The sequence below is a fragment of the Chryseobacterium sp. T16E-39 genome, assembly GCF_002216065.1.
GTDB lineage: Bacteria > Bacteroidota > Bacteroidia > Flavobacteriales > Weeksellaceae > Chryseobacterium.
Window position 1 is genome coordinate 1,512,448 of record NZ_CP022282.1, and the last position, 21,091, is coordinate 1,533,538.

At 35.2% G+C, this 21,091-nt stretch carries 16 protein-coding genes; 2 read left to right on the forward strand and 14 right to left on the reverse strand.

The window, feature by feature from the left end; genetic code table 11:
• Window positions 1-19: 19 nt before the first annotated feature.
• The 10 genes from CEY12_RS06900 to CEY12_RS06945 all read right to left on the reverse strand — a co-directional run bounded on the left by CEY12_RS06900 (window position 20) and on the right by CEY12_RS06945 (window position 16,473).
• A complete protein-coding gene (locus CEY12_RS06900; RefSeq protein WP_089026993.1) occupies window positions 20-436 on the reverse strand; it encodes a ribonuclease inhibitor in 417 nt (138 codons plus the stop codon).
• Complete coding sequence (locus CEY12_RS06905; protein WP_089026994.1) at window positions 414-4,109, reverse strand: phosphoribosylformylglycinamidine synthase; 3,696 nt, start codon at window positions 4,107-4,109, stop codon at window positions 414-416. Before CEY12_RS06905 ends, CEY12_RS06900 begins: the two co-directional genes overlap by 23 nt.
• Before the next feature lie 29 nt (window positions 4,110-4,138).
• Window positions 4,139-5,101 carry a WG repeat-containing protein gene (locus tag CEY12_RS06910; protein WP_089026995.1) on the reverse strand — a complete coding sequence of 321 codons (963 nt, stop codon included), beginning with the start codon at window positions 5,099-5,101 and terminating at the stop codon, window positions 4,139-4,141.
• 46 nt (window positions 5,102-5,147) lie between these two features.
• Window positions 5,148-6,575, reverse strand: a complete 1,428-nt coding sequence (purB, locus tag CEY12_RS06915) for an adenylosuccinate lyase (protein WP_089026996.1) — start codon at window positions 6,573-6,575, stop codon at window positions 5,148-5,150.
• Between the two features lie 307 nt (window positions 6,576-6,882).
• Window positions 6,883-7,296, reverse strand: coding sequence for a hypothetical protein (locus tag CEY12_RS06920; protein ID WP_089026997.1), 414 nt, complete (start codon window positions 7,294-7,296; stop codon window positions 6,883-6,885).
• A 112-nt stretch (window positions 7,297-7,408) separates the two neighbouring features.
• On the reverse strand, window positions 7,409-9,739 hold the full coding sequence (bglX, locus tag CEY12_RS06925) for a beta-glucosidase BglX (protein WP_089026998.1): 2,331 nt from the start codon (window positions 9,737-9,739) through the stop codon (window positions 7,409-7,411).
• Window positions 9,740-9,927: 188 nt separating this feature from the next.
• On the reverse strand, window positions 9,928-10,638 hold the full coding sequence (locus CEY12_RS06930; protein ID WP_089026999.1) for a prolyl oligopeptidase family serine peptidase: 711 nt from the start codon (window positions 10,636-10,638) through the stop codon (window positions 9,928-9,930).
• Window positions 10,639-10,698: 60 nt separating this feature from the next.
• The gene (locus CEY12_RS06935; protein WP_089027000.1) at window positions 10,699-12,081 is read right to left on the reverse strand and encodes a glucoamylase family protein; all 1,383 of its coding nucleotides are present in this window, start codon (window positions 12,079-12,081) and stop codon (window positions 10,699-10,701) included.
• Window positions 12,082-12,152: 71 nt separating this feature from the next.
• A complete protein-coding gene (locus CEY12_RS06940; protein WP_089027001.1) occupies window positions 12,153-13,616 on the reverse strand; it encodes a RagB/SusD family nutrient uptake outer membrane protein in 1,464 nt (487 codons plus the stop codon).
• Window positions 13,617-13,620: 4 nt separating this feature from the next.
• Window positions 13,621-16,473 carry a SusC/RagA family TonB-linked outer membrane protein gene (locus CEY12_RS06945; protein WP_089027002.1) on the reverse strand — a complete coding sequence of 951 codons (2,853 nt, stop codon included), beginning with the start codon at window positions 16,471-16,473 and terminating at the stop codon, window positions 13,621-13,623.
• 374 nt (window positions 16,474-16,847) lie between these two features.
• Here CEY12_RS06945 and CEY12_RS06950 point away from each other — a divergent pair, with 374 nt between their 5' ends.
• Both CEY12_RS06950 and CEY12_RS06955 read left to right on the forward strand, forming a co-directional pair.
• The gene (locus CEY12_RS06950) at window positions 16,848-17,525 is read left to right on the forward strand and encodes a DUF4197 family protein (RefSeq protein ID WP_089027003.1); all 678 of its coding nucleotides are present in this window, start codon (window positions 16,848-16,850) and stop codon (window positions 17,523-17,525) included.
• 41 nt (window positions 17,526-17,566) lie between these two features.
• Complete coding sequence (locus CEY12_RS06955) at window positions 17,567-17,872, forward strand: DUF493 family protein (RefSeq protein ID WP_089027004.1); 306 nt, start codon at window positions 17,567-17,569, stop codon at window positions 17,870-17,872.
• A 51-nt stretch (window positions 17,873-17,923) separates the two neighbouring features.
• Here the strand turns inward: CEY12_RS06955 and CEY12_RS06960 are convergent, their stop codons facing one another.
• The 4 genes from CEY12_RS06960 to CEY12_RS06975 form a co-directional block, all read right to left on the reverse strand.
• Window positions 17,924-18,274 (reverse strand): ArsC/Spx/MgsR family protein, encoded by a 351-nt coding sequence (locus CEY12_RS06960; protein WP_089027005.1) that lies wholly within the window; start codon window positions 18,272-18,274, stop codon window positions 17,924-17,926.
• 93 nt (window positions 18,275-18,367) lie between these two features.
• Window positions 18,368-18,982 carry a deoxynucleoside kinase gene (locus CEY12_RS06965; RefSeq protein ID WP_089027006.1) on the reverse strand — a complete coding sequence of 205 codons (615 nt, stop codon included), beginning with the start codon at window positions 18,980-18,982 and terminating at the stop codon, window positions 18,368-18,370.
• 40 nt (window positions 18,983-19,022) lie between these two features.
• Window positions 19,023-19,994 carry a hypothetical protein gene (locus tag CEY12_RS06970; protein WP_089027007.1) on the reverse strand — a complete coding sequence of 324 codons (972 nt, stop codon included), beginning with the start codon at window positions 19,992-19,994 and terminating at the stop codon, window positions 19,023-19,025.
• A 74-nt stretch (window positions 19,995-20,068) separates the two neighbouring features.
• Window positions 20,069-21,091: a glutaminyl-peptide cyclotransferase gene (locus CEY12_RS06975; RefSeq protein WP_089027008.1), complete on the reverse strand. Its 1,023-nt coding sequence runs from the start codon at window positions 21,089-21,091 to the stop codon at window positions 20,069-20,071.

The following is a 21,091-nucleotide window of genomic DNA, read 5'->3' on the forward strand; positions in this document are numbered from 1 at the left end:
AACCTTATTTACTAAATTTTCAGTCTAACGTCAATTTGATTTTTTCATGTGATTCAATGATTTCAATCAGAATATCAAATAAGGTCTGTCCTTCTCCTGAAATTAGGGCATCTAATTTTTCCTGAATCAGTTCTGTATTAAAAGGCCTTCCCTGTTTGATCTTTCTTTCATAAAACTCACGCGTTGCTTCAAGTCCCAACTCATCTTCTGACTTTTTAGCGTCCTTCCAGATTATTTCAATTTCTTCATTGTTTTCGAAAACTCCGAACCCTCCGTAAAGAATATCATCAAAACCATCCAGTGTTCCCACTTTCCAGTCTACATCTTTCATTAAAACGCCGGAAACCTCTTCATAGAACCCTGCCAGATTAGAAAAATGACCGCCATTAATGACGATCATTTTCTTGTTATTTTTATTTGAAGTACTCAACTCCATTTTTAAAGATGTTGTGATAATTCGCTGTTGGAATATTTTTCATGAGACCTTCAGCAAACCGTTCCGGGTGTCCCATTCTACCAAAAATCTTACCACATGGACTGGTAATTCCTTCAATTCCGAATAATGAGTTATTAGGATTGAATGGCATTCCATGCGCAATATTTCCATCAAAGTCAATATACTGGGTAGCGATCTGGCCATTTTCATACAACTTTTGAATTTCAGCTTCAGAAGCCATAAAGCGACCTTCACCATGAGAAATCGGAATGGTAAATGTCTGGTCTTTCATTCCTTTCAACCATGGACTTTCGTCATTCACTACCTTTACAGTAACCATTTGAGAAATATGTCTTCTGATTGCATTGTGAGCAAGCGTTGGAGCATTTTCATCAAGGTCTTTAATTTGTCCGTAAGGTAATAATCCTGATTTCACCAATGCCTGGAAACCGTTACAGATTCCAATGATCATTCCGTCTCTGTCTAAAAGATCGTGAACCGCCTTTTTCATTTTTTCATTCTTCAAGACGTTCACTATAAATTTAGCTGATCCGTCCGGCTCATCTCCTGCTGAGAATCCTCCAGAGAAAGCTAAAATCTGAGACTGTTTTATTTCTTCTACCCAAGCATCAATACTTTCATCAAGCAATTGGTGGTTGATATTTTTCAACGGTAAACTGTTTACCAGAGCTCCTTCTTTCTGGAATGCATTTAATGTTTCATACTCACAATTCGTTCCAGGGAACAAAGGAGCAAAAACTCTTGGCTGAGCAATTCCATGTTTTTTAATGATAATATTTCTAGGTGTTGTTGAATTCAGTTTCTCATCTAATTCAACTGTAATTTTTTCCTTCTCAACTGTTGGGAAAAGTTTTTCGAAAGTTTTTGTATAAGCAGATTCGAGATCCGAGATACGGGATTCCAGATTGTTTATTTTCAAAATACCGGAATCTTTCACTTCTCCAATCAACTGAAGGAATGCTGAACCTAACTCTTCTTTCGTCTCAATGATCAGACTACCAATATTTTTAGCTAATAAGGTATTTTCATCAACATTGATTTCAGCTCCAAGTCTGTTTCCAAAACTCATTTTTGCCAGGGCTACTGCTACTCCTCCATCTTTTACTGTTTTAACCGAAACAATTTTTCCAGCTTTAATATTTTCAAAAATGAAATCGTAAACAGCCTTTAAACTGGTATAATCTGGAAGACCATTTTCCTGAGCAATATGATTGTAGAAATACAGTTTATTTCCAACCGTTTTTAATTCAGGAGAGATAACATTCTTCTTTTGTCCGTCAGCACAAGCAAAGGAGATCAATGTTGGCGGAACATTCAGATCCTGATACGTTCCACTCATCGAGTCTTTACCTCCGATTGCAGCCAGACCCAGATTGATCTGAGCGTCATAAGCTCCTAAAAGAGAAGCTAATGGTTTTCCCCATTTTTCAGGGTTCTGTCCTAATTTCTCAAAATACTCCTGGAAACTTAGTCTTATATTTTTATAATCGCCACCCATGGCTACGATCTTTGCAACACTTTCTACTACAGCATAAGATGCTCCAAGCAATGAGTTCTGTTTGGAAATTTCGGCATCAAAGCCCCAACTTGCCAAAGAAACTGTTTCTATGTTCTTAGCTCCTAAGATAGGCAGTGTCTGAGCACTTCCTTCCATCAGTGTCTGCTGATATTTACCTCCAACCGGCATTGCAACTGTTGTTGCCCCAATTGAAGAATCAAACATTTCTAACAATCCTTTTTGAGAAGCTACATTTTTATCTGCTAAGATCTTTAAGAATTCTTCTTGTGAGAAAGTTTTTTGATCAAGTTTTACTTTTTCAAGATGAGTAATTTTTACCTCCTGGCTTTTTGCACATCCGTTGGTATCTAAAAATGCTCTTGAAAGATCAACGATCTTATCTCCTTTCCAGAACATTTGCATTCTTCCTGAATCTGTTACTTTTGCTACTTCTACCGCAACAATATTCTCAGCCTCACAATACTTGATGAACTGTTCTTTATCTTTCGGATCAACAACAACCGCCATTCTTTCCTGAGATTCAGAAATAGCAAGTTCAGTTCCGTTAAGTCCTTCGTATTTTAATGGTAATACATCTAAATTCACTTCCAAAGAGTCTGCAATTTCTCCGATTGCTACAGAAACACCTCCCGCACCAAAGTCATTGGATTTTTTAACCAATTTTGTTACTTCCGGTTTTCTGAACAATCTCTGAATTTTACGTTCTTCAACTGCATTTCCTTTCTGAACTTCAGAACTCATCGTGTGGATAGAAGTTTCGTCCTGTTCTTTTGAACTTCCACTTGCTCCACCTACTCCATCGCGACCTGTCGCACCACCTAAAATGATGATAGAATCACCATTTGCAGGCTTTTCACGTCTTACCCAATCAATAGGAACAGCTCCGGTAACGAAACCAACTTCCATTCTTTTAGCTTTATAGCCTTCATCATAGATTTCAGAAACCATTGTTGTTGCCAGACCGATCTGGTTACCATAAGAAGAATATCCATTGGCAGCCTGTTTAGTAATCGTTTTCTGAGGCAATTTACCTGGTAAAGTTTTGTCAACAGACTCTAATACATCTGCAGCACCCGTTAATCTCATCGCCTGAAAAACGAAAGATCTTCCAGACAATGGATCTCTGATTGCTCCTCCTAAACAGGTTGAAGCCCCACCAAAAGGTTCGATTTCTGTAGGGTGATTATGGGTTTCATTCTTGAATAACAAATACCATGGTTCTTTTTTACCATCATATTCTGCTTCGATCTGAATGGTACATGCATTGATCTCATCAGAAACCACAAGATTATCCAGATTCCCGGTCTTGTGGAAGTATCTTCCACAAACTGTCGCTAAATCCATTAAAGAAATAGGTTTCAATTCGCGGCCCAAGAATTTTCTTTTTTCAATATAGTCGTTGAAAATTGTCTCCAATGTCTGTTTAAAGTCTCCTTCAAACTGAATATCTGACAATTGCGTTTCAAAAGTCGTGTGACGGCAGTGGTCACTCCAATAGGTATCTAAAACTTTAAGTTCAGTTTCCGTTGGATTTCTTTGTTCAGTTTTAAAATATTCCTGAATAAATTTTAAGTCATCTAATCCTAATGCAAATCCATGCTGGTTGTAAAAATTCTCCAACTCAGCATCATTGAAATTGATGAAATTTTCGTGGATCAAAACTTTTGCTGGTACTTCATCTGCTGGAATATCTAGAACTGACAAATCCTTTAGCTGAGATTCTACTTTATTGATCAAAAGATCTTTTATTTTCACAAGATCAGCTTCTGAAACGCCTTCAAATTCGATCAGTTTTCCACTTCTTACTTTAGATTTTTCATTTTCAGTCAGTAAAGCAATACACTGTTGTGCAGAATCAGCACGCTGATCAAATTGCCCAGGTAAAAACTCCATCGCAAAATGGATGGTTTCTGCAGGGTTTTCTGTATGTAAAATATCAGTAACAGGGTCTACGAAAGTGCTGTTCACCACCTTCTCCAATTCACCATCATTCAAATTAAAGATATCGTATACATTGTATACTTTTACATTTTTGACTGACGGAACTACCGCTTTTACTTCATCAAAAATTTTTGGACTTTCTACATCGAAAATACCTCTTTTTTCTACGAAAATTCTTTTGTTATTAGACATTAGATGTCAGATATTAAATATTATTAGACTTATTTACTTAATTTATTCGGATTATCCGGGTGCTCCTTCTGGTATGCTTCTGCTTCTTTGATCTCTTTCTTCAGCCACTGGTCAAATGGAAGTTTGTCCACATCATAGTCCTGTGCAAATACTTTTTTACCATCTTCTGAGACTAAAAATTTGAAATCAAATGATAATCCTCCATCTATCTTTCTATAATCGTACGTATAGACCTGATAAAAAGGAAAATTCTCTTTGGGCCTTTCAACGATTTCAAAAAATAGTTTTTTTTCATCTCCTGATAATTTATTATACCAATTCACATAATAAATTTCCGAAAGCTTCTTATTTTGTTTTTCAAAAAATTGAAGAATACTCTTCTCTTTTTCATTGTATTTGAATGGATTCGGATAAAATTTCCCGCTAACTTCTACCGCGTTTTCTGGTATTGAAACAGGCTGAGTAATTTCTCCTTTAAAGTTCATCACGCCCCAGGTTCCTCCAACAATTGCTTTGTGTTCATCCTGTGTCTTCTCCCAGTCACAACCGTCACAAAATGCTGCATAGCCATAATTAAAAGGAGAAACAAAATCGTGCTTTGCTTCAATGATGGTCTTTCCATTTCTATCTGCAAAACCAACCTTCCCATTTTTGACAAATCTTCTTACCCCTTCTGAGAAATAATCAGCTCCATTATCATAAAGAAAAGGCCTGTATAAGAAGTTCCCTTTTTTATCATAGACATATCCCCAGGCGTTTTTTTCTTTGACCTCATCTTTCTTAAAACCATCAAATTCGATCGTTTCACCTTTTACCGTTTCACCATCTTCCAGAACAGAATATACCCTGAATTGCGCAGGAATAATCACTTTTCCATTTTGGTCTTTTACTCCAACTAAAGAATCTTTTGATTTAAAATACATTAAAACATCTTTCCCTTGTGAAAAGGAAATGAAAGGTATCCATAAAAGTAAAAATGATATTTTACTCATTCTTCAGATGAAATAAAATATGCAGCCGAAAAGACTGCATATGATGTTATACTTTAAGATCAGCTTCCAGTCCTATCAGGTCTTTGTTTTGATCGAGAATCGGCTGAACTTCATTTTTAATGAATTCCTCCGTCTGAATTGGTGCAAAGCCAATGAAATTTTTAGGATCTAAAACTTCTTTTAATTTTGATTTATCCAGTTTTAAAGAATCATCATTCAAGATTCTTTCAATCAGATCATTTTCTTTTCCTTCTTCTTTCACCTTTTTGGAAGCTTCCATTGAGTGAACTCTGATCACTTCGTGAATTTCCTGACGGTCTCCCCCTGCTTTTACTTCTTCCATGATGATATATTCAGTTGCCATGAAAGGTAGCTCTTCTTCGATATGCTTGTTGATTCTGTTTGGATATACCACGATTCCGTTCATGATGTTATTCCAGATCAATAGGATTGCATCCACAGCTAAGAAAGCCTGAGGAATCGTTAATCTTTTGTTAGCAGAATCATCTAATGTTCTTTCAAACCATTGTGTAGAAGCTACCATTGCAGAACTTGTCGTTAAAGACATTACGTATTTAGCTAAAGCTCCAATTCTTTCACTTCTCATCGGGTTACGTTTGTAAGCCATTGCGGATGAACCGATCTGGTTTTTCTCGAATGGTTCTTCAATTTCTTTAAGATTTTGAAGAAGACGTAAATCGTTTGTAAATTTATGTGCAGACTGAGCTATGTTTCCTAGTAAAGCAACTACTTTAGCATCAATTTTTCTGTCATACGTTTGTCCTGAAACCCCAAAAACTTTTTCGAAACCAAATCTTTTTGAAAGTTCTTTATCTAAGTGTTTTACTTTAGAATAATCACCATTGAAAAGCTCTAAGAAGCTGGCAGCAGTTCCAGTAGTTCCTTTTACCCCTCTGAAACGTAATGTTTCTAAGAAGAAATCAAGTTCTTCGATATCAAGAACCAAACTTTGTAACCAAAGTGTTGCTCTTTTTCCAACAGTCGTTAACTGAGCTGGTTGGAAGTGAGTAAATCCTAAAGTAGGAAGGTCTTTATATTGAATAGAAAAATCTGCAAGATTCTTCATTACGTTAACAAGCTTTTTCTTTAAGATCAAAAGCCCGTCACGGATTTGAATTAAGTCTGTATTATCCCCTACAAAAGCTGAAGTAGCTCCCAAATGTATAATTCCTTTTGCTGAAGGTGCTACGTCTCCATAGGTATGAACGTGAGCCATTACATCATGACGGAATTTTTTCTCATATTCTGCTGCTTTATCAAAATCGATATTTTCAGCATGAGCTTTCAACTCTGCAATTTGCTCGTCAGAAATTTCAAGTCCAAGGTCTTTTTCGATTTCAGCAAGAGCGATCCAAAGCTGTCTCCAAGTACGGAATTTATTATTATGTGAGAAATTAAATAACATCTCTTCGCTGGAGTAGCGCTCTTCCAATGGATTTTTGTAGGAATTCATTCTTTCTTATTACTTTTTAGATGCACAAAAATACGGATTTTCGGTGAGAGATAAAAATTGTTAGGTTGGTTTTAAATTTTGATTAAAACCAATGGGTTGGAGAGCAGGTGGTTTCATATCCATGAGTTAATTTTGAGACCTTATATTGCTTTACAGGCCTATGTTTAGCCCCGATAGAAATGGTTACCCCGCAGCTGGAATTGGGATTGCTTTGGAGCGAGGAGTATGAATGGAAGCGGGAAATAGCTCCAAAAAATAGCGAATTATTGTTCATAAAAAAGCCACTCTTTCGAATGGCCTTTTTCATCTATTGATAAATGACTACGTCATCTTTTTTAATCTGGTAACCTGTTTTTTTGTAAGGTACCAAAACATAACTTTCTTTAATGTAGCTTCCGCTTTTCCAGACTTTGCTTTTTCCTTCTCTTGCCAGGATAATACTTTTTGCATTTCCATCTGGAATGAAAATTTCAGCTCTTTTCATGTCCTTACTAAAAATAACAGCCGTCATTGTAGTATAACTTTTATCTGAACCTACTTCTTTTAACTTGATTTTCTGTTCGAAAACCCTTACACAGTCATTTTTGATTTGTGAATAAGTATAGCCTGCAGAGCCTTTACAACCGTGGACATCTCTGTCGCCTCCTACTACAGGGGCTTGTTTTTGTGCAAAAGCTAAAGAACCTAGGAACATCGCGCTCAATAAAATTGTTTTTTTCATATTTAAATTATTAATGTTTTCACTTTGGTAAAAAGTATGCCAAAAAATAGGTATTAGTTAATTTAATCCTAAGTTACAAAAAAAGCCACTCAAAATGAGTGGCTTATCTATTTTATTTTGTCCAATTGATTTTTGAATGTTTCACATCCTCGGAATTGGTTCCGATCATGATGTCAAATTCTCCCGGTTCCCAATCAAATTTTAAATCTCCATTATAGAATTTAAGATTTTCCGGTGTAATATCGAAAGTAACTTTCTTAGACTCGCCTTTTTTCAGGAAAACTTTTTGGAATCCTTTTAGTTCTTTTACAGGTCTGGTAATGCTTCCGACCATATCTCTGATGTATAACTGTACTACTTCTGCCCCATCATAATTTCCTGAATTTGTAACAGTAACTGAAGCCTGAATTGTCTGATTCCCTTTTGGATTGGAATTAGACACACTAAGATCAGAATAATTGAATTTTGTATAGCTCAATCCATAACCGAATGGATAAAGCGGGGTGTTACACTCATCCATATAATTGGAACGGAAACGTTGGTATTCACATTTATCAACCAATTTCTGGTCTAACGGACGTCCTGTGTTTTTAGCATTATAGTAAATTGGAACCTGCCCCAGACTTCTTGGGAAAGTCATTGGTAATTTCCCGGAAGGGTTTACTTTTCCAAATAAAACATCTGAAATCGCATTTCCAGCTTCAGAACCCGAGAACCATACATTCAGAATAGCATCAGGAGTATCTTTTACATTCGTTAATGCCAAAGGACGGCCTGTGAAAAGAACCATCGCAATTGGTTTTCCTGTTTTCTTCAATTCATTTAAGAGATCAACCTGAGACTGAGGAATCGTGATTTCTGTTCTGGAGGAAGATTCGCCACTCATTTCCGCAGATTCTCCAATAGCCAGAATAATTACATCTGCTTTATTCGCAACATCCACAGCTTCTTTCAACAGAGCTTCTTTTGAACGGGTATCTCTATCCGTCTTCTTTCCATGAGCTGCATAGATATTTTCTAATTTTTCGCTGTAATCTATGTTTGCTCCTTTAGCAGAAATAAACTTCACCTCTTTTCCAAGATTATCCTGAAGCCCCTGCATTAGGTTAACAGCAGTTGCATGCTTGGCAGCCACACTCCATGTTCCGGCCATATTCAGTGAATTATTAACCAGTGGTCCGATTACCGCTACCGTTCCGGATTTTTTCAAAGGTAAAACCTGATTATCATTTTTCATCAATACCATCGACTGAGCGGCAACATTTCTGGCAATCGTACGATTTTCAAGATTATATACTTCTTTTGCAGCTAATTTTGCATCCCCATGTTTATATGGATTATCGAATAACCCTAAATCATATTTAGCTTCAAGAATTCTTTTAGCAGCTATATCAATTTCTGCCTGGGTAACTTTCCCTTCAGATAAAGATTTCTTGAGGGTTGTTAAAAAGCCTTCCCCTACCATATCCATGTCTACCCCAGCTTTCAAAGCCAGAGCAGAAACCTGCTGGAGATCTCCCATCCCATGGTCCACCATTTCATTGATTCCGGTATAATCGGTAACTACAAAACCTTTGAAATTCCATTTGTTTCTCAGAACCTCTGTCTGCAGCCATCTGTTTCCTGTTGCAGGAACACCATCCACCTCATTAAACGAAGCCATTACCGAGGCAACTCCTGCATCTACAGCAGCTTTATAGGGTGGAAAATATTCATTGAACATTCTTATATGGCTCATATCAACTGTATTGTAATCCCTTCCCGCTTCACCAGCTCCATACAATGCGAAGTGTTTTACACATGCCAGAATGTTTGTTCCGTTTGCCAAATCTTTCCCCTGATAGCCATAGACCATATTTTTGGCAATTTCACTTCCTAAATAGGGATCTTCACCAGAACCTTCAGAAACTCTTCCCCATCTCGGTTCGCGAGAAATATCCACCATCGGAGAGAATGTCCAGTTGATCCCATCAGAAGATGCTTCTCTCGCTGCAACCTTTGCAGACTGCTGAATAAGATTCATATCCCAGGAAGCAGCTAAACCTAAAGGAATAGGAAAAGTGGTCTCATAACCATGGATAACATCCATTCCAAAGATCAATGGAATTTTCAAACGACTTTTTTCTACGGCAACTTTTTGAACTGCTTTAATTTTATCAGCTCCTTTTATATTGAATAATCCGCCGACCAGACCTTGTTCTACTTTTTTACCTATATCAGAGCTTTGAGCTAACCCGGTTGTAAAGTCCCCTGAACTTGGTAAGTTAAGCTGTCCTATTTTTTCATCTAAAGTCATTTTTGACAAAAGCTGATCTACAAAGGCCTTTTTCTTCGCTTGATATTGAGCTGTCTGGTAGGATTGAACAGGTTTCACAACCATTTCCTGAGCCGAAAACACCTCCGAAAGCGCTAAAGCGGCTATTAAAATTAACTTTTTACTCATTTTATCTTCATTTTTTAATAGTATTCTTGAATCTTAGATTTCATAAATTTATCTTCTTACATTATAGTTCTTACTTTTTGTTCTATTTTAATTAAACGCAAAGGCGCAATTTTTGACAAACTTTATATTTTTAAGACGCAAAGGCGTTTCACTTAACCAAGGCTTGTACTTTATTTTTCCTAATAGGATTATTTATCTCCCTTTTTCTTAGACAACATCCATTCGTAGAGTTTGGGATCTGAATACGCAGAATCCCAGGAATTATGATTATCATTAGGGAATATAATGAGTTCTGCACCAGGATTTACCGGATGGAGCTTCTGGTAGAATTTAAATGCATTTTCAGGTAAGACAATATCGTCCATTCCTCCATGAAAAATTTTCATATTCAGATCTTTATACCGGTTGATATTTGCCGTCATTATCTGATCCGTAGGTGCACAGACAGGAACTACAGCTGCAAACATTTCAGGATGTTCCATAGCCAGCTTTAAAGTACCCCATCCTCCCAGTGAAAGGCCTGTCAGGTAAATTCTTGAGGCATCAATTTTATATTTTTTCTGAATCTCTTTGATCAGATTATAAATGGTCACTGTATCCCACCAACTGTCCGCAGGACACTGAGGTGCTAAAATTGCTACAGGTTCCTTGATCAGATTTTTATAAGTAAAAGGACTGTGGACTTTTACCAGTTCCAGATCCGTTCCTCTTTCTCCTGATCCATGCAGAAATACAATTAAAGGAACATTCCCTTTTACTTTTTGTGGATAATCCAGAATATAAGATACTTTTTCCGCCCTCTTGATTTCTTTGTTCAGTTCAGCTTTGATCTCCTGCGCATTCAGTTGTAATGCAAGAAGAGGAAGCAAGAGGAGCGCATGTCTTAGTTTTAATTTCATATTGTTATTTAGATTTGGCTAAAGCTTGTTTCTATTGGTGATTGGGTTTATAAAATTAAATTACTTAATTCCATATTTTGTTGACTGAAAGCTTAATTTCTTAAGCCCTTGTTGAATTTCAGGGGCATTCATAAATAATTTCCATAAAAATCCTGTTCTGTAATTTTCTATCATGGGAGCAATGGTTCCCTGATCTATCGCCAGATATCTTGGTGTAAACCAATTGTTATAATTGATCGATGTCGCATCATAAGGCCCCGCAGAACCAACAAATTCAGGTTTTTGAATATAAATAAATTTCAAAAAATTCATGGATTCTTTTGGTGAATAAGGAAAACTACTTAAGGCAGCTGTTGGAGAAATAACACCATGATCATTTTGAGGAAAATGGGCGTTGTATCCTGTGGTTCCATCTTCATTTCTGGAATAGCTTGCAGTAAGTCCCCAATAGTTTGGCCCATACCCCTTCCATTGTTTTGGATTTTCTACGCAATATTGGTAATCGATCAAAACCTGATTTTTATTGAGATCAAAATAATTTTTAATCAACTTATCAGACAATCCGGTCGGATCTAAACCGATATAGGAATAATGTGCCCAGAAAAGGGGGCCTCCATATTCTTCAGCATAATTATGCTTCACATACATCGGAAGCCCATATTTTGTTTTATCTGAAAGAAAAGTTCCGTTTCTCGTCCACCCTTTATAATACGTTTCAGCATCAATGGAATAGGTTGGAGATGAAGCCGCCAAAATGTAGGTAATCATGCATTCGTTATATCCCTCCAACGGAAAATTCATTTCCCACTGGTACTCGGGTGACCAGTGCCAATACAGCACCTTTTTACCCCCTTTTGTATACCAGTTCCACTGAATACCTTTCCACAATTCATCACATTTTTTAGCCAACGCTTTTTCCTCTGCATTTCCATTTTTAAAATATTCACGGACCATTAATATTCCTGATGTTAAAAATGCAGTTTCAACCAAATCTCCACCGTTATCTTTTTTACCAAAAGGAACCGTTTTTCCTGTTTCTCCATTGATCCAGTGTGACCATGCTCCTTTAAAACGATCCGCCTTAGCAAGGAAGTCCATCATATGGGAAAGTCTTTTCACCGCTTCTTTTCTTGGGACAAAGCCTCTTTCCACTCCGACTAAAATTGTGGCCAGCCCAAATCCTGATCCACCTGTAGTTACTACATGTTTATCATGATCCGGATAGATGTCGTCTTCGTGATAACGCTCCCTTCCCAACATAGAATTCGGTTCTGCATACTCCCAGAAATACCTTAGAGCATCTTTCTGAACTTTATCCATTAATTGTTCATCCGTAATATCGTTTTTTACTGTTTCCTTTTTAAGAACTTCTTGACTTTGAATCTGAGCTTTACAGAAAAAAAGAGATGCAACTGTAATAATAGAGACAATACCTAGCTTCATAAATGGCTTTTTATTTAGGGTTAAGTAAAAATAGCCAAAGCTGAACTTTGGCTATTTTATATGATTATAGATTAATAACCTGGGTTTTGAGCCGACAAACCTCCAGACTCACTAATAAACTCTTGAGGCAAAGGAAATACCTCATGTTTTCCAATTTGGAATACCTTCCCACCATCTGCAGCCATAGCTGCTTGTGCCTGACCTGTTCTTACAAGATCAAACCATCTGTCGTGTTCGAAAGCTAGTTCCAATCTTCTTTCTTTCCAGATTGCATTCCTTACATCTGCTTGAGAACTTGCTGTCGTATTTGCAACACTAGCTCTTGTTCTCACTTGGTTTAAAAATGGAATAGCTGCAGAAGTCTGCCCCAATTCATTCATCGCCTCTGCTTTAATTAAAAGAATTTCGGCATATCTTAAATAACGAATATTTGTATCTGTAGATGCCTGATCTCTATAATTAGATGAGTACGCTTTATAATTGTAAAATTTATTTTCCACATTAGGTCCTACGTGATACCCATCATATAAGGTCATATCCTTATGGATTATTGTTGCATCTCTTCTTGTATCTGTTGTCGAATAAGCATCGTATAATCCTTGAGTAGGAGTTGCAAATCCCCAACCCCAACCAGTAGTACCTCTTGCTCCTTGGACCTGACTATATTGCTGAATAGCTTTCCCAGAAGTTCCTCCACTACCTTGAATTTCAAAAATAGATTCTCCATTATTTTCTCCAGACACTTTATAAATATCAATAAAATTAGGAGTAAGAGAATAACCAGTAACCAAGTTTGTTTGTTCTATTGCTAACTGCCATTTTTTCTGGTATAAATACACTTTAGCCAATAATGCATGTGCAGCACCAACAGAAGCTCTTCCTACATTAGCTCCTGTATAGCTCGACTTATCTGGAAGTGCTGTAATTGCATCTTTTAAATCCTGTTCAATAAAAGCATAAATTTCTTCTTTACTTTTTCTTGTAAGAGTCATCTTTTTATCTTCCTCATCTCCAGAAACAGGAACATGATCAACTAAAGGAACACCACCAAATGATTTTACCAAAGTAAAATACATAAATGCGCGCAAAAACTTAGCTTCTCCAATCAATCTTTTTCTTAATTCTGAATCTGCCTTATTTAGCTGAGGAATATATTTTAAAGCTTGATTAGCTCTATTAATTCCTTGGTAATTTGAAGCGAATAATTCTTTAAAAGAAGGGGTCGATGGAGTGAAATTTAAAGCGTCTAAAATATCTTTATCTGATCCTGCATCTCCAGGGCTAGAGCCTTTATCCGCATCATCTGAAACAATAGAAGTTACTCCAATCCAAGCAAATGTACTCATATTCCAATCCAAGAACTTAGCATAAATTGCAGTAACAAATTGATTTGCTCCATCATTATTATTATATATTTCCAAATTTGATTCTGGAATATTTTCCGATGGAGACACATCAATAAAATCATTACTACAACTTTGATTTATAGCTCCAAAAAACAATATAGCAGCTGCTATAATATATTTCTTATTCATTTTTTTAAAAATTTAAGTTTACTCCAAATACGAAAGATCTTAAGCTAGGGTAAGTATCCAGTTCAACACCTGTTAGCTTGTATGGATCTCCCTCTACAGCAGCATCTGTGGGATTATAGCCTGATAACTCAGACGAATAACCCGAATACTTTTGGAATACAAAAGGATTAATTGCGCTTACATATAATTTAATTGATTTCACATAATCAGTGATATTTTTAAATGTATATCCTACTGATATGTTATTGATTCTAAAATAATCACCACTTTCTAAAAAGAATGACGAAGCAATTGGTATAGCGGTCGTTGGCGCTGGATTCGCAGCTCCTGTGTTAGATGGTGTCCAATAGTTATCTGCTACAGAAGACTCTATGTTTTCTCCATTGATTCTTTGAGCTTTTTTTCCATTATATACTTTAAAACCAAATGCTCCATACCCATTTATTGCAAAATCCCAATTCTTATAAGCCATTGAAACATTAATACCTAATGTAGATTTTGGAATATATGAGTCAAAGTAACGTCTATCTCCAGCGTCTGCTTTACCTGTTACCCCATTACCATTTAAATCTTTAAACTTCATGTTTCCATTGGAATCATATCCATCAAAATCCCATAAATAGAAACTTCCTAAAGCATGCCCTACTGAAGATGCATCAAATAATTTTGTCCATTCTCCATTCCCTAAACTTCCTCCGTTAATCTGAGAAATAGGTTTTGAAGCATCTATACTTGTCAACCTATTTTTATTAAATGAATAATTAGCGCCAACGGAGTAGGAAAAGTCTTCACCTACTTTATCAGACCAATTCAAACCGACCTCAGCTCCTTTATTTACAACACTTCCCATGTGCGAATAATTCACTTCCGAAATTCCAGTCCCTAAATAAGGAGTAACTGCTAGAATAATATTTTTAGTCTTTCTGTTATAAACATCAAAAGATCCTGTTAATCTATTATTTAAAATTCCAAAATCCAATCCTGCTGAAGATTCTTCTGTCACTTCCCATCCTAAATTTGGATCATAACTTTTATTCACAGTAATACCGTTACTTACCGGAGAATTACCAAATCCATAATTGTAAGCAGCACCAGATAATAATGGTAAATAGTTAAGGGGAACATTTTGGTTACCAATTTTACCCCAACCTCCTCTTATTTTTAAAGTATTAAAAAATCCGCCTTTCAAAAAGTCCTCTTCAGAAATAATCCATCCCGCTCCTAATGAAGGAAATGTTCCCCATTTGTGCCCATCAGCAAATTGAGAAGAACCATCACGTCTTATAGTACCACTTAATAAATAACGATTCATAAACTTGTATTGTACTCTACCAAAATATGAAATCGTTGTATTCCTGTTATATTTTACAGATTCAATAGCTTTAGTAGTCGCATCACTGTACAAGTAATTATAATAATCTGTTCCCGAAAGATTCCAATAATCTTGAGAAACAGGTACATTTTGTCTATTGATGATTAGGGATTCAATACCATTTTTCACAGACGCTTCCGTTCCAGCAACCACTTCTATATCATGATTACCGGTCTTTTTAGTGTATGTTAAATAGTTACTTAATAACCAATTGTAATAATTTTGATTTTTGTTCGTCAATCTGGTAGTGGGCGAAGTAGACTGATATTGACTCTCAAGTCTTGTAGGATCATTAGCTAACCATAAAGATTTAGAATTAACAAAGTTATAATACTTGTAATTATTATATTCTCCATTAAATTGAGATGTGAATTTTAAATCTTTGACAATGTCAATATCCAATTTTAGTCCTCCCTGTAATAAAAAGTTTTTGCCTCTTTGATCATCATAAGCTAATTGCATAACTGGATTTGATACATTATTAAACCTCCCTCCAGTATAACTTATATTTCCATTGTTATCATATATTGGTTGCCCATATTGCCCACTAGGATAATAAACAGGAACAAGAGGAGATTGTTTATAAGCTGATGTAAATGCTCCCAACGATTTCGGAGTATCATTTGTAAAAGTGACACTTAAATTTTGAGATAAGCGAATGCCTTTAGCAATTTTATATTCGTTATTTAACCTTACAGTATTTCTATTATAATTTGTTCCATTAAGAATTGATTGTTCATCATAATTACTAAAACTCAGAAAATATTTCACTGCCTCAGTCGATCCGGAAATTGAAACATTATGCTGATTGTATACACCAGTCCTTGTGATCTCGTCGAACCAATTTGTATTATACGGTTGATTAGGATTTAAATTAACACTCCCGACTCCTGCATTATTATAATTTGCAAACTGGGAAGCATTAGCCATTTTAACTTTCTTTAGTGGGTTTCTTATTCCAATTAACCCATCATAAGATACACTTAACTTTCCTTTACCACTTTTTGTAGTGATAATAATAACACCGTTTGCAGCTCTATTACCATAAATCGCCAATGCTGTTGCATCTTTTAGAACATCATAGGTTAAAATATCATTTGAATTAATATTATTAATATTATCAGTAAACATACCATCTACAACATATAATGGTGTTCGTCCTCCTAGTACAGTCCCGAGACCTCTAATTGTAACTGTTGGAGTTGATCCTGGCATATCAGAAGCTGTTACTTGTACCCCTGCTGCTTTTCCTTGAATAGCTTGCGAAGCATTTAAAACTTTCGTTCTTGTTACTTCCTCCGCGCTTATAGAACTGATAGAAGTTGTATTATCAACCTTCTTACGGCTTCCATATCCAATCATAACCACCTCTTCGATCTTCTGTTCTTTGGTAACAGTATCCTTAGGTGTCACCTGTGCATTGACGTTCATACCAAAGTATAAAACAGCAACGAGTGATGAATACTTTAAATCACTTTGTTTCATATAGTTCAATTTTATTTCGTACAATCAAATTTCGAGACAGGTTTTTAAACCATCAAGCTGTCTTTAATTAAATAAATATTCTATTTCTCAAAAAAAGACATTAACCAAAATTATAAAATATATGAACTATTCTTAAAATATCGTAATAATTCTAAAATTAGCTTAATACTCCATGTTGCATGTGTGAAAAGTTTATTTTTTAACGTATTATCAATAAAAATAAATTTAGTTTAACATTAAATTTATAATGAATTTTAAAGGGTTTCTAGAGAATAACTCCCCAAAACACGAACATTAATTTAATATTTTGTTAAACAGATTTTCCTCTTTACCTTTGGCGTACTATTTGAAAATACTACCATTAATAAAAATCAATGAAAAAATACATTTTAGCAATAGCTTTAATAGCAGGAACAGCTGCAGTAATTACTACTTCTGTACAATCATGCACCAGTCTTGCGACTACTGATTTGGGATTATCCATTATCAAAAAGTTTTTATTGAACGGAATTGACAAGGGAATGACTGTTTATGGCAATAAAGATGCTTTCCTGCAAAATAATATGGTTGATAAAGCGTTACCTAAAGAGCTAAGAGATATCAACACGATGCTGGAGAAAATATCTCCTTCACTGGTAGCCAAAGAAAGGGAATATGTTGCAGAGGCAGCTGCTTATACCGTGAATATTTCAAAGCCAATTCTTCAAAATGCAGTTAACAGTTTAAATGCACAGGATGTAACAAGAATTATCCAGGGAGAAAAGGGAACAGCAACCTTAATCCTGAAGGAAAAAACTTCCGATCAGTTAGTAGCTGCCATTGCTCCTAAAGTGGACGAACAGTTAAACCGATATGGAATTGTTAAAACTATTAATACTGCATTGGCTGGAAGTAATTTTTTAGGAAATTTATTAGGAGGAAATAACAATACCGTTAATGCGGGAGGCTTAAGTCAATTAGCTTCAGAGCAATTGGTAAATGGTTTATTTAATATCATTGAAGATTACGAAATAAAGAACTCCAAGACCCTTTTAGGACCACTTGGAAAATAGAAAAAATTTCGTTAAATTTATATATAATTTAAAATTGTTAGATGGATATCATTCAAGGAAATCAACACGCAAGTCCAGAGGATTTTTATGATTCTTTAAGGGAAAAATTAGAAGGTCATCACGACTTTCCGGAAGATTATTTATTTAAATTTATTATTCCCACAGATCAGGCAAAACTTACAGAAATATATAGAGTTTTTGATGGAATTAAGTTTACACTTGGAAACAGAGAAAGTAAAAATGGGAAATATACAGCCTGCAATATCAATGCTTTTGTCTTAGATGCCGATCAGGTCGTTCACATTTATAAAGAAGTTGGAAAAATAGAGGGAGTAATTCTTTTATAAAAATAAAAAGTCAGCCTAAAGCTGACTTTTATTGTATATCATTGTTTGAATTTATTTTTCAATAAAAAACTTTACATTTTCAATTGGTCTTCCCAACATAGCTACAGAGCCTTTTATCAGAATAGGTCTTTGTATCAGTGAGGGGTTTTTAGATAAGATCTCCAGCCATTCTTCTTCTGAATAATTCTTAGCTGCAAACTGATCAAGATATAATTTTTCAGTCTTTCTGATCAGATGAAAAACACTTTGATTCAGTTTCTTTAAAACTGTTTTTAATTCTAAAATACTTAGTGGGTCTTCTACTATATTAATAATCTCAAATGGCACCCCATTCTCGTCCAAATACTCTAAAACAGCATTTGATTTTGAACAACTTCCATTATGTAAAACCTTTACTAACATATTTAATTACATTAAAAAATTAAACTTGTCTTATAACAAATTTAAAAAGAAATCGAGTTACAAAAATCTTAAGAGATAATAAATAAATGTTAATTAAAACAAACCATTCAGTTCAGCCTCAATTTTCTCCAGAATAAATCCAAAATCTTCCGGTTTTTCCACAAAGTCCAGATCATCCACTTCAATTACCAACAGCTTTCCTTCCGTATAGTTGGAAATCCATTTTTCATATTTCTGATTTAATTTTGAAAGATATTCAATACTGATCGAAGCTTCATACTCTCTTCCTCTTTTGTAGATCTTTTTTACCAGATTAGGTACATCAGATTTTAAATAGATCAATAAGTCCGGCGCTGAAACAAAAGATTTCATCAAATTAAAAACATCCTGATAATTCTTAAAATCCCTGTCAGAAAGCAAATGCATATCATTTAAGTTTTCAGCAAAAATGTGAGCATCTTCATAAATGGTACGATCCTGAATAATATTTTTCCCACTTTCTCTTATTTCTTTTACCTGACGAAATCTGCTCCCTAAAAAGTAGATCTGTAAAGCAAAACTCCATTTGCTCATGTCCGCATAAAAGTCTTCTAAGTAAGGATTGTGATCTACATCTTCAAATTGTGCATCCCATCCATAATGCTTAGAAAGCATCGTCGTTAATGTCGTTTTTCCTGCTCCGATATTTCCTGTAACCGCAATGTGCATATTCTATTTTCCCTTATGTTTATTGATATCGATGAAATCATTAAATGCCAACAGATTGAACTTCTGATGTCTCTTCAATAAGTTTTTTCAGAGTATCTTCTGCAGGTTTCTCTACATTTTGATCTTTAATAAACTTATCCTGAGCTTTTTCTAATGATTTATCTGTCGATTCAACTGGTTTTTCGACAGGTTTTTCATTATTTTCGGGTTCCGACTTAGGCTCTTCTAACTGCTTAGCTTGTTTAATTTTTTCAAGGCTGTAAAGATAAAGGTTGTTCGCTTTGATTTCAAAATAAGCAAGGGTATTTTTATCCACAATTTGTGCATCAGGGTCTTCAAAAATTTTCACTAAACCTTTTTCAGGGATATACTTTAGGATCGAGCTGTTGGTCATCATTAAAATAAATTCATTCTCCCGTCTGAAACGTTTTCCATTTTCTATTGGAATCTCCACCAGCTTTTCAAATTTCAGGCTGTAAATCCTGAAGTGCTTTCTTGTCAGTATATAAACCTTATTTTCATACACCAAAAGATCCATTAAATCATCAAAACTGGCATCAAAAGGATACGAATTTATGGTTGTATCATTTCTGAAATTATATTGGATAAGGCGTTTTGAACTTTCATCCAATAACCATATTTGCTGAAGATCCTCCGCGTAAGCTATTTTAATAAAAGCAAATTTCTGCTTGAAATCTATTCTTTGGATCTCATTAAGGTTTTGATCTACAAATTTCAATTCCTGGGCATTTTCTGAAAACAACGGAACAGTTAAAGGGTTTTGAACGCCCTGAATTTTAAATGGTACCGTAAGCATCATTTTTCCAATTTGCTTTCCCAGGGAATCATACTTGGTGAGACTAAAGTCTTTATTCTTATAGATGTATAGATTTCCATAATCATCAGCAAAGAAATCTTTAGCTTCTTTTAATTTTAAAGTATCCAATGCCACAGCTTTCTGCGCAGAATATGAGCAGAAAATAAAAGCAAATATGAAAGGTAATAATTTCAATGTTCGTTTACTAAGATAGCGTCCCTGAGGAACGCTACCAATTTAATACTTTATTTTAAAAGAAATTGCCTTAATTATTGAATAACAACTTCATAAATTTTCGACCAGTTTTTACCTGTTACCAGCATGTTTTCTCCTTTGAAAGCAATTCCATTTAATACGTCATCACTTCCTTTAGTATTTTGTTTAGCAATATCTGTGAAATCAAACATTCCCACTACCTCTCCATTCGCTGGATTAATTTTCAGGATAATCGGTTTTTGCCAAACGTTTGCGTAGATAAAACCATTATGGTATTCTAATTCATTCAGCTGATCATAAGCCTGAGAACTCCCTGCTACAGCAATGTATTTAACTAGTTTTGAAGGATCTTTAGGATCAAGGAAATACAATAGTTTACTTCCATCTGAAGCGATCAGATTTTGTCCATCATACGTTAATCCCCATCCTTCACCAAGGACATTAGGATATGCAAATTCCGATAAAAGCTTCAAAGAACTCTTATCATAGATGTACCCTTTTTTGCTTTGCCATGTTAGCTGGTATACTTTATCTCCTACAATGGTACTCCCTTCAGAGAAATCCTGCTGCGCCTGTTTTGTTGAAGCTAATGGTGTAGTAGTTCCTAAAGTATATTTTAAGATTTGTGAAGATCCGTTCTGCCCGTCACTTTCATAAATGGTGTTCCCTTCTATCTGAAATCCCTGAACGAAATTCGCCGGGTTATGAGGATACTCTGCAATAATTTTATAAGAAATCTTTTTCTCAGGATTTTTTGCAAAAACATTGATCGTTGCATCCTGGTTCAAAGTTTCCCCACCTTTAGTTTTAATATTAAAAGTAACTGCATTATCCCCTAAAGTGAAAAATTTAGGATCTACAACTAAATTTGAAGTTTCCTTATCTCCAAAACTGATGGTTACACTTTCAGCATTATCTGCAACATCTTTAGGAAGTTCAAGTTTATCCCCAAAGTGATATCCCTTACTTTCCATTGAATTGTTATAATCATTTAAACTATTCAACATTTTTTTATCATTGTTACACGACGCCAACATTAAGACCGCTGCAAAACCAACTATTATATTTTTTTTCAT